We start from the raw sequence: 9,874 nt of genomic DNA, 5'->3' as shown, positions 1-9,874 counted from the left end.
GGCGCGGCGGGTGGCGGTGGCGTTTTGCCGTTTGGAGGCGTAATCAGGGCGGCTGGCGCCGCCTCCGCGGGTGCCTCCATCGCTCGTTTCTCTCGCTCTGTCGTTACGCCGCGCTACGGGTGTGCCTCGATCTGCCGTGGTGATGTATTGGGTTGATGTGGGCGCATACCGTAGCGCGGCGTAAGCGGAGCGCACCCGCGAAGCAACGCGAGAGCGTTGCCGATGAGGGCGCGGCGGGTGGCGGTGGCGTTTTGCCGTTTGGAGGCGTAATCAGGGCGGCTGGCGCCGCCTCCGCGGGTGCCTCTTTCGCTCGTTGCTCTCGCTCTTTCGTTACGCCGCGCTACGGGTGTGGCTCGATTTGCCGTGGTGACGTATTGGGTTGATATGGGCGACATACCGTAGCGCGGCGTAAGCGGAGCGCACCCGCGAAGCAACGCGAGGAGCGTTGCCGATGAGGGCACGTTGGGTGATGGAAGGCTTAACATAGACGTTGCCTTTAGGGGAGCCTAGAATACAGCCTCATATTCGCTGTTAATCTGGAAACCTTGTGACTGCTACAACGCCTTCGCTTACCACGTCGAATGAATTGCCTGCGCTTGAGCAGCCTTACCTGGACTTGATGCGCACTGTGCTCGAACAGGGCGTTGATCGCGGTGACCGTACCGGTACAGGTACGCGTTCGGTGTTTGGCCATCAGATGCGCTTCGATCTTTCCCGTGGGTTTCCGCTGCTGACCACCAAGAAGCTGCACCTGCGCTCGATCATTCATGAGCTGCTGTGGTTTCTGAAGGGCGATACCAACATCGGTTACCTGAAAGAGCATGGCGTGCGTATCTGGGACGAATGGGCCGATGAAGCGGGCAACCTGGGCCCCGTATATGGCTACCAGTGGCGTAGCTGGCCGCACCCCAAGGGCGGCAGCGTGGATCAGATTGCCAACCTGCTGGAGCAGATTCGCCATAACCCGCAGTCGCGCCGCTTGATCGTCTCGGCCTGGAACCCGGGGCAGGTAGAGGAAATGAAACTGCCGCCATGCCACTGTCTGTTCCAGTTCTACGTGGCGAATGGTCGACTCTCCTGCCAGCTGTACCAGCGCAGTGCGGATATTTTCCTCGGTGTGCCGTTCAATATCGCCAGCTACGCGCTGCTGCTCAGCATGGTGGCGCAGGTGACCGGGCTGAAGCCGGGCGAGTTCATCCACACGCTGGGCGATGCCCATCTCTACAGCAACCACCTGGAACAGGCGCAGGAGCAGCTGACGCGTACGCCCATGGCGCCGCCAGCGCTGGTGCTCAATCCGGCGGTCACGGATCTGTTCGACTTCACCTTCGATGATATTCATATAGAAGGTTACCAATCGCACCCCCACATCAAGGCAAAGGTTGCCGTATGAGCCAATCTCTCCCGACTGACGAACTGCTGGTGCCGGTGGCGATGATCGTCGCCATGGCGAAGAATCGTGTCATTGGCGTCGATGGCAAGTTGCCCTGGTACCTGCCGGAAGACCTGAAATTCTTCAAACGCATGACCCAGGCCAAGCCGCTGGTCATGGGGCGCAAGACCTATGCATCCATCGGCAAGCCGTTGCCCAATCGGCTGAATATCGTGGTGACCCGAGACACGGCCTTCGCCGCCGAGGGCACGCGTATCTGCCACGACCTGCCCTCTGCCCTGGCGCTGGCCGACCAGCACGCCACCATCGAAGCGGCCGAGGAGATCATGGTGATGGGAGGCGGCGAGATCTACCAGCAAGCCTTGCCCTTCGCCCAGCGGCTGTATATTACTGAAGTCGATATCGACGTCGAGGGCGACGCGACGTTTCCAGAATTCTCGGCAGACGAGTGGCGTGAAGTGCAGCGCGTACCCGGCCAGCCAGCGGAAGGGCAGCCACGTTATGATTTCGTGGTATATGAGCGTGTCAACGACTGAGCAAGGAAAGGAGGAGGTGATGGCTGCCAACGTACTGCAACTATTAGAACTACTCGAAACACGGCTCGACCAGAAAAACACCGAGCTGGAAGCATTGCGTGCCGAAAACAGCCGCCTGAAGCAGCAGCTGGCGCGCTGGGAAGCAGCGCCACCTCAGGTAGCGCCAGCGCCTGCCGTTGAACCTGCTGCCAAAGCGACTCAGCCCCCCTCGCCCCACGCATTGTTGAAACAGTGGTATCAGCGCTACCCCAATGCTTTCTTCAAAGGGCATACCAAGCCGCTGAAAGTAGGGATTCATCACGACCTGGCCGAGCGAGAACCCTGGTCCGGGAAACTGGTGCGTCGTGCCTTGGCCAACTACGTCAATCTGCCGCGCTACATCAAATCCATGCGGGAAGGGGTAGAACGGGTAGATCTGGAAGGCAATCCGGCGGGCAAGGTCGACAAGGAAGCAGCACGCCACGCCAGTGCGCGTCGCCACGAAAGCCAGGAGCGGCCTGCAAGAGAAGCGGTGTCGGCACCGCGTACCAACGTCGCCCAAAAAACGCCGCCAGCGAGGAAGGAGGCGCGCCAGACAGCGCCACGATTGGAAAAAACCGAGCAGGCAAAACCGCTTAGCTTTGAAGATAAGCTCAAAGGCTTGCAGCAGAAATTCGAAGGCCGCTGAGACCGGTTTTGGTTGGCTGGGTTCCATAAAAAAACACAAATCATAAAAAAACACTGTTTTTTTCTATTGCGTTCCTTGGAATCCCGGTATAGAGTTTGATCTGCGAGCATTGGACTATAACAAGGCTTTGTTGAGGACATGTCGCATACCACCGGGAAAAACCGGCGGATGAGAAAAAGAGCATGGCCCGCAAGCCACTTACTGGCTTCTTCGAAGGCCAGTAACAACGATCGAAACAGTAAGCTAGTTAAGGAACCTATATCATGAAAAAGACACTTTTAGCGACTGCCATTGTTGGCGCCCTGGGTGCCTCCGCTGCCGCTCAAGCAGCCACTGTCTATGACCAGGACGGCACCAGACTGGACATCTATGGCCGTATCGCCCTGGGCATCGCCGGTGGCGGCCCCGAGTTCAACGATGCTGAACAAGAAATCGACAACGGCGCTGAGTTCGTAGACGTGTTCTCTCGTCTGGGTCTGCGCATGAGCCAGCAGGTTACTTCTGACCTGAGCGCCTTCGGTCACCTGGAATGGCGTTTCCGTGCTGACGAGCGTCGCAGCGACGAAGCTTTCCGTGAAACTCGTCAGAGCTACATCGGTCTGAAGAGCGAGCAGTACGGTACAGTGGTTGGCGGTAACTTCGACAGCTTCTACAACCAGTTCGTTTCCAAGCCGTTCGACGTATACATCGACCGTGGCTTCGAATTCGCTGGTCACCCGATCCAGTCTCGCGGCGACTCTATCGGTTACTACACGCCTGACCTGCAAGGCTTCACTGCCTTCCTGCAGCTGAAGCATTACAGCGAGCGTGGCCAGTTTGAGCGTAACCAAGAGCCTGACTTTGAATTGCCGGAAGGTGGCGAGTTCGTAACTGATAAAGGCTCAGTTGTAGCCGCTCAGGGTGGTGTGCGCTACGCTGAAGGTCCTGTGACTGTTGCTCTGGGCTTCGTTGACGACGTAGTTCGTGGCGGCGGCAACGGCGAAATGCTGTACGGCCTGATCGGTTCTTATGACATCACTGACCAGTGGTCTGTTCGTCTGGGCTACGAAGGCCGCGACAACAGCAGTGAACTCGGCGGTGGCTTCGACACCGTAGGTCTGGGTGGTACTTTCACCACTGGTCCTTGGGCGTTCAACGTTGACTACTACAACATCGAGCGTGACGACGACTCTACCAGCAAAGCATGGTCTGCTGGCGCATACTACAAAGTATCCAGCAACTTCGACGTGTTCGCTGAGGTCGCTGACGGCGATGCGCCGAGCGTCGATCGTGACACCACTCTGGGCGACCTGACCGACAACGTATACTGGCTGACTGGCGCTCGTTACCACTTCTAAGCCTGGCTTTCGCCAACGCTTGAATGGATAACTGCCTAACAGCAGATAGAACCGGCCCTTAGGGGCCGGTTTTTTATTTGATGGCCTATGGTCAGTTAGTGAACAGGTTGGCCAATCGCTTGGCCGTCTGAAGCAAAATACAGTGGCATTATCAGTATTTACTATTATCAGTATTTACTAAACACATCTCATTGTTATTGACCGACACTTGGCGCTGGCAGCATTACGCCAGCGCCTGAACGTATGCTTGCCAGGCGAGCGCCTGGCGAGCAGCCACGTTATCGGTAAGCCGCTGTTGCCTGTGAACCCTCGTTTTCTGTGAGCCCATTCTGTCTGTGAGAACAGGCTGCCTGTGCTATTATCGGCTTCCTCAATGATTTGCCGCCCCAGGGCCATGAAAGGAAGTCTGTTTCAATGCTGGCAACGCACTCCCCCTCATCACAAGCACGCACTCAACCCCCCCAGCTATTCACGGGCGTGGCCGTCTTTCTATTGGCCGCCATTGCACTGGTGGTGCCCAGCGGCTACTCGCTAGGGGCGTTGTTGCTGCTGCTGGCGGGGCTGGGGCTCATCGCCCGGCGCCGTGTGCCTACGTTGACACGTCAGGATGGCGCTATCATGGCCGTGCTGCTGGCCTATGCGGCCATCACCATGCTGGAAGCGTGGCTGGATGGCCAGGGCAGCAAGGGCTTCGACAAGCCCAGCCGCTTCATTCTGGCCATTCCGGCGCTGTTCTGGGTGCTGCGCTACCCGCCCAATCTGGCCTTTCTGTGGAGCGGTGCCGCCGTGGGCGCACTCAGTGCAGGTACCTGGGCCGGCTGGCAAAAGCTGTTCGAAGGCGTAGACCGCGCCCAGGGCCATACCCATGTGATTCAGTTCGGTAACCTCAGCATGCTGCTGGGCGTACTGTGCATGGCAGGCCTGGGGTGGGCCGTGGTGCAGCGCCAGCGCCAAGTTTGGGTCGCCCTGCTGCTGGCGGGGGCATTGGGCGGCATACTGGGCTCGCTGTTTTCCGGCAGCCGGGGCGGTTGGGTCGGTTTTCCCATCGTGCTGCTGGTGCTGTATCGCGCTTATGGCACTCAGCTTTCCAGCCGCCTCAAGGTGGCCGTCGTGGCGGCCGTAGTGGTGGGGGGGCTGGTGGTATATTCAGTGCCTCAGTCGGGGGTTCAAACTCGCGTACAGCACGCATTCAGTGACGTGGCGTTGTACATTTCCGGTGAAAATCGCTCGACCTCTGTTGGGGCTCGATTCGAAATGTGGCGTGGTGCTGCCATGCTGATTCAGGAAAAACCGCTGACCGGGTGGGGCAGTAATGGTTATGCCGAGGCTATGTACGCCTTTGGTGAAGAAGGCATCATCAGTCGTGAAGCGGCCCAATATGGCCATGCTCACAATGAATTCGTCGATGCTTTCGCCAAACGTGGCATTCTGGGGCTGGTGATTTTGCTGGCGCTTTATCTGGTGCCCATGCGAATGTTCGCCCGCGATTTGCAAGCCCCCGACCTGGCCGCTCGCGCCGTGGCCACGGCGGGGGTGCTACTGCCCGTCACGTTTCTGGATTTCGGGCTTTCTCAGGTTTTCCTGGAGCATAACAGCGGCGTCATGATGTACGCCTTTCTGCTGGTGGTGCTGTGGGGTTGCCATCGTCGGCAACCCGCCCCCAAGGTGGCCTAGCGGGGTCGCTGGATAGACCCGCATGGGAAGCCCAAACGAATACGCCCGGCCTTGGCGCCGGGCGTCGTCTTTGTGGTGCCTCCTGACGGCTCAGGCAGGCTGAGGGCTGCGGCGGCCAACGCCCACGTAGCGCAGCCCGGCACTCGCCAGGGCGGCGGGCGAATAGAGGTTGCGCCCATCCACCACCAGCTTGTCGTTCAACTGGCTGGCCAGCCAGGCAAAGTCTACCGTCCGGAACGCCTTCCACTCCGTGCAGATCACCAGCGCATCGGCGCCTTTCACCGCCTGAATACGGTCACCGGCCAGCATCAGGTCGTCGCGTTCGCCGTACAGGCGGCGGCATTCGGCCATGGCTTCCGGGTCGAAGGCCTGCACCGTAGCGCCCGCCGCCCATAGCGCCTCCATCAGCGTGCGGCTGGGGGCCTCGCGCATGTCATCGGTATTGGGTTTGAAGGCCAGCCCCCACAGTGCGATGGTCTTGCCCCGCACATCGCCCAGTTCGGCGGTCAGCTTGTCGAACAGGGTCTGTTTCTGGCGCTGGTTGACCGCTTCCACGGCACCCAGCAGCTGAGGTTCGAAACCCAGCGCCCTGGCGGTGCGTTCAAGGGCCTTCACATCCTTGGGAAAGCAAGAGCCACCGTAACCGCAGCCGGGGTAGATGAAGTGGTAGCCAATGCGCGGGTCGCTACCAATACCCCGGCGTACCTCTTCGATATCCACCTCCAGCCGCTCGGCCAGGTTGGCCATCTCGTTCATGAAACTGATCTTGGTGGCCAGCATGGCGTTGGCGGCGTACTTGGTCAGCTCCGCGGCCCGCACGCTCATGAACATCAGCTTGTCGTGGTTACGGTTGTATGGTGCATAGCACTCGCGCATCAACTCTCGCACCCGTTCGCTTTCGGTGCCCACCACGATACGAGCGCCCCGAGTAAAGTCCTCGATGGCTGCGCCTTCCTTCATGAATTCCGGGTTGGAGCACACATCGAAGGCGTGGGCCGTGCCGCGCGCTTGCTGGGCCTGTGCGATGGTGGCCGCCACTTTCTCGGCCGTGCCCACGGGTACGGTGGATTTGTCGATCACCAGCTTGTAGCCGGTCATGTGCTCGCCAATGCTGCGCGCCACGGCCAGCACGTGGCGCAAATCGGCACTGCCATCTTCATCCGGCGGGGTGCCCACGGCGATGAACAGCAGGTCGCCCTGGCGAACGGCCTCTTCGGTGTTGGTGGTGAAATGCAGGCGGCCAGCCTCGCGGTTCTGCTGCAACAGAGTGCTCAAGCCTGGCTCGAACAACGGGCACTCGCCCGCATCGAGCAGGGCAATACGCGCCGGGTCGATATCCATGCAGGTAACCTGATGGCCCACTTCGGCCAGACACGCGCCCGCCACCAGCCCCACATAGCCCGTACCAAAAACCGCAATATTCATGGTGCCTTCACTCGTCAATACAAACGTTCAGCGAGCTTACCACAGCCGTGTGACACACCTACGACAAGAAAGCCACGGAACTAAAAGGCTATTTTCCGTTATAAGAAGCCGTAGTGTGGCTGCGCAAGGAAGCGCCAGCGTGAAAAGGATGGGGTGTACAAGGCTTGTTGACGTAGAGTTGGCACTGTTAATCCCTTACAATAGCCGAGCATTTTTATATCTCAGGTTAACCTCTATTCATCCGCACAGCGTAGGGCAAGGGAATGCGCCCGTATCAATCCCTGGGCGGTAGCGTGCCTTTTTGATGGAATCTTCTATGTTGAACACCCCCATTTACGTCTCGCGGCCAGCTCGCATGCTGTTGGCGGCGGTGGGAGTGGCCCTGGTCAGCGGCTGCGCCACCCAGTACCCCTCTGGCAGCGCCCAGCAAGCGCCTCAATACGTGCTTACCCAGGATGCGGCGTCGCTGCTGGAAGACGAAGCGCTCAACCGCTTCCTCACCCAATCGCCCGCCAGCGGTGTGCACACCGCCGCCCGCACCCCCTGGGGCGACAACGTGGAAATCATTGCCGAGGCCCCGTACCTGGCCGCCAGCGGGCGCAAATGCCGCCAGCTCCAAGTGATGGAGCCCGGCGGCAGCGTACGCGCAGCACTCGCCTGTGAAACCCCCAATGGCTGGGCACACCAGCGCCTGGTCACCCAAGCAGGAGGGCGCTGACATGCCGGCCACGATCACTTCCACCCCCGCCCTGTTGGCTCCGCTGAAGCGCGTGCTGGCTACGGCCGGGCTGGTGTTTGCCACGCTGGCCACAGCGCCCGCCATGGCGCAATCCATCAGCCTCTCCAACGACATTCTTCCCCAGCAGGGCAGCCAGCAACGCGGCCAGCCGGGGCAGCAAGAGCAAGTGGACGACACCCCCCGCGCCGACTGGCGCAGCGGCACCTACGGCCCCATTGCCACGCCGCCCCAGGACCCTGATGCCCTGCCGCCCTTTGGAGCCAACCTATTCAGCGGTGGCTTTCGTGGTGCCATGGGGGATGGCCTGAATGCCGACTACCGCATCAAGCCCGGCGACCAGATCACCGTGCGGGCCTGGGGCGCGTTCGAATTCGACCGCGTGCTGCCCGTGGATGCCCAGGGCAACATTTTCATCCCCGGCTCCGGCCCGTTGAATGTGGAAGGCCAGAACAGCCAGCAGGTAGACGGCAGCGTGCGTAGTGCCATTACGGCGGTGTACCCGGATAACGTCGAGGTCTACACCAACGTGCAGGGCGTTCAGCCCGTGGCCGTGTTCGTCACCGGCTACGTGGAAAGCCCGGGCCGCTATGCAGGCACCCCCAACGACTCGCTGCTCTACTTCCTTGACCAGGCAGGCGGCATCGACCAGGATCTGGGGAGCTACCGCCAGATTCGTGTGGTGCGTGACGACCGCACCGTGGCCACCGTCGACCTCTACGACTTCCTCATCAACGGCACCATCGCCCGCCCGCAGTTCCAGGATGGCGACACCATCGTGGTGGAAGAGCGTGGCCCCGCCATTGCCGTGGTGGGTGACGTACACCGCGAACACCGCTATGAACTGATCGGCAACCAGCTCAGCGGTGCCGAAATCATCAATCTGGCCCGGTTGAGAAGCGGCGTTTCCCACGTGCTGCTGCGCGGCGACCGTGACGACGGCCCGATTGCCCAATACTTCCCCATCAACCTGTTTGCAGGCCAAACGGTACGCAGCGGTGACGAAGTGGTGTTCAGCGCCGACCAGCGCAGCGAAACCATCGTGGTGGAAATCGAAGGCAGCTACTACGGCCCCTCGCGGTTTGCGCTGCCCCGCAATGCGCGCCTCAGCGAACTGCTCGACGCCATTGCCGTCCCCGAAAACATGACCGCCGTGGAAAGCATCTCGCTACAGCGGGAAAGCGTGCGCCAGCAACAGGCGCAATCCTTGCAGGACAGCCTGCGCCGCCTGGAAACCACCTACCTGGGCGCTTCCTCGCGCACCGACCAGGAAGCCCAGATTCGCCTGCAAGAAGCCGAACTGATCGAACGCTTCATCGAACGCGCCCGTGAGCTCGAACCCAGCGGCCGCTTGGTGGTGGCCTCCAGCGACGGCATCACCGACATCCGCCTCCAGGATGGCGACGTGATCACCATCCCTGAAATCAGCGACTCGGTGCTCATCAGCGGTGAAATCCTCGTGCCCCAGGCCGCCGTCTACCGCCCCGGCATGAGCGTCATCGACTACGTGGAAAGCGCCGGTGGCTTCACCGAACGCGCCGACCGCGACCAGATCCTGCTGGTACGCCAGAACGGCGCCGTCGAACACGCCCGCAACACCCCGCTGCGCCCCGGCGACGAAATCCTCGTCATGCCCAAGGCACCCACGCACAACCTGCAGCTCGCCTCGACCCTCACCCAGATCCTCTTCCAGATCGCCGTCACCACCCGCGTCGCCCTGGACCTGTGATCAGACCCGCTGCAGTGGCTCGGCGCCATCATCGGCACCCCTAACGGGGTGCTTCGCGGGTGCGCTCCGCTTACACCGCGCTACAGGTGAATCGCCAAGATACGCATGGGCGAGCACCCGTAGCGCGGCGTAACGAAAGAGCGAGAGCAACGAGCGAAAGAGGCACCCGCGGAGGGCGGCGCCAGCCGCCCTGATTGAGCCACGGTAATTGAGCAAACCTCATTGGCCTCATCAGCACCCCTAACGGGGTGCTTCGCGGGTGCGCTCCGCTTACACCGCGCTACGAAACACCGCCATCAACGGCACCAACCCCGTAGCGCGGCGTAACGAAAGAGCGAGAGAAACGAGCGAAAGAGGCACCCGCGGAGGCGGCGCCA

8 protein-coding genes are annotated in these 9,874 nt (G+C 60.9%); 7 read left to right on the top strand and 1 reads right to left on the bottom strand.

What is annotated here, in order from left to right:
* Positions 1–547 precede the first annotated feature (547 nt).
* From CWI66_RS16665 to CWI66_RS16645, 5 genes are all read left to right on the top strand, one after another.
* Positions 548–1,393 carry a thymidylate synthase gene (locus CWI66_RS16665; RefSeq protein ID WP_100732293.1) on the top strand — a complete coding sequence of 282 codons (846 nt, stop codon included), beginning with the start codon at positions 548–550 and terminating at the stop codon, positions 1,391–1,393.
* Positions 1,390–1,929 (top strand): dihydrofolate reductase, encoded by a 540-nt coding sequence (locus tag CWI66_RS16660; protein ID WP_096923278.1) that lies wholly within the window; start codon positions 1,390–1,392, stop codon positions 1,927–1,929. The genes CWI66_RS16665 and CWI66_RS16660 overlap by 4 nt, the downstream gene beginning before the upstream one ends.
* A gap of 19 nt (positions 1,930–1,948) precedes the next feature.
* Positions 1,949–2,596, top strand: a complete 648-nt coding sequence (locus tag CWI66_RS16655) for a ProQ/FINO family protein (protein ID WP_100732292.1) — start codon at positions 1,949–1,951, stop codon at positions 2,594–2,596.
* Between the two features lie 263 nt (positions 2,597–2,859).
* Positions 2,860–3,933, top strand: coding sequence for a porin (locus tag CWI66_RS16650; RefSeq protein ID WP_100732291.1), 1,074 nt, complete (start codon positions 2,860–2,862; stop codon positions 3,931–3,933).
* Positions 3,934–4,347: 414 nt separating this feature from the next.
* Positions 4,348–5,607, top strand: coding sequence for an O-antigen ligase family protein (locus CWI66_RS16645; RefSeq protein ID WP_100732290.1), 1,260 nt, complete (start codon positions 4,348–4,350; stop codon positions 5,605–5,607).
* A gap of 90 nt (positions 5,608–5,697) precedes the next feature.
* On the opposite strand, the gene CWI66_RS16640 is transcribed toward CWI66_RS16645, so the two are convergent.
* A complete protein-coding gene (locus CWI66_RS16640; RefSeq protein WP_039183083.1) occupies positions 5,698–7,032 on the bottom strand; it encodes a UDP-glucose dehydrogenase family protein in 1,335 nt (444 codons plus the stop codon).
* A gap of 316 nt (positions 7,033–7,348) precedes the next feature.
* Between CWI66_RS16640 and CWI66_RS16635 the strand changes: the two genes are divergently transcribed.
* Together CWI66_RS16635 and CWI66_RS16630 are read left to right on the top strand one after the other, a co-directional pair.
* On the top strand, positions 7,349–7,750 hold the full coding sequence (locus tag CWI66_RS16635) for a DVU3141 family protein (protein ID WP_100732289.1): 402 nt from the start codon (positions 7,349–7,351) through the stop codon (positions 7,748–7,750).
* 1 nt (position 7,751) lies between these two features.
* Positions 7,752–9,497, top strand: a complete 1,746-nt coding sequence (locus CWI66_RS16630; protein WP_100732288.1) for a polysaccharide biosynthesis/export family protein — start codon at positions 7,752–7,754, stop codon at positions 9,495–9,497.
* Positions 9,498–9,874: the final 377 nt, after the last annotated feature.

It is taken from the genome of Halomonas sp. 141 (assembly GCF_002810305.1).
Classification (GTDB): domain Bacteria; phylum Pseudomonadota; class Gammaproteobacteria; order Pseudomonadales; family Halomonadaceae; genus Vreelandella; species Vreelandella stevensii.
Note: the sequence above shows the minus strand (reverse complement) of the source record. Positions and strands in the feature narration are given on the sequence as shown.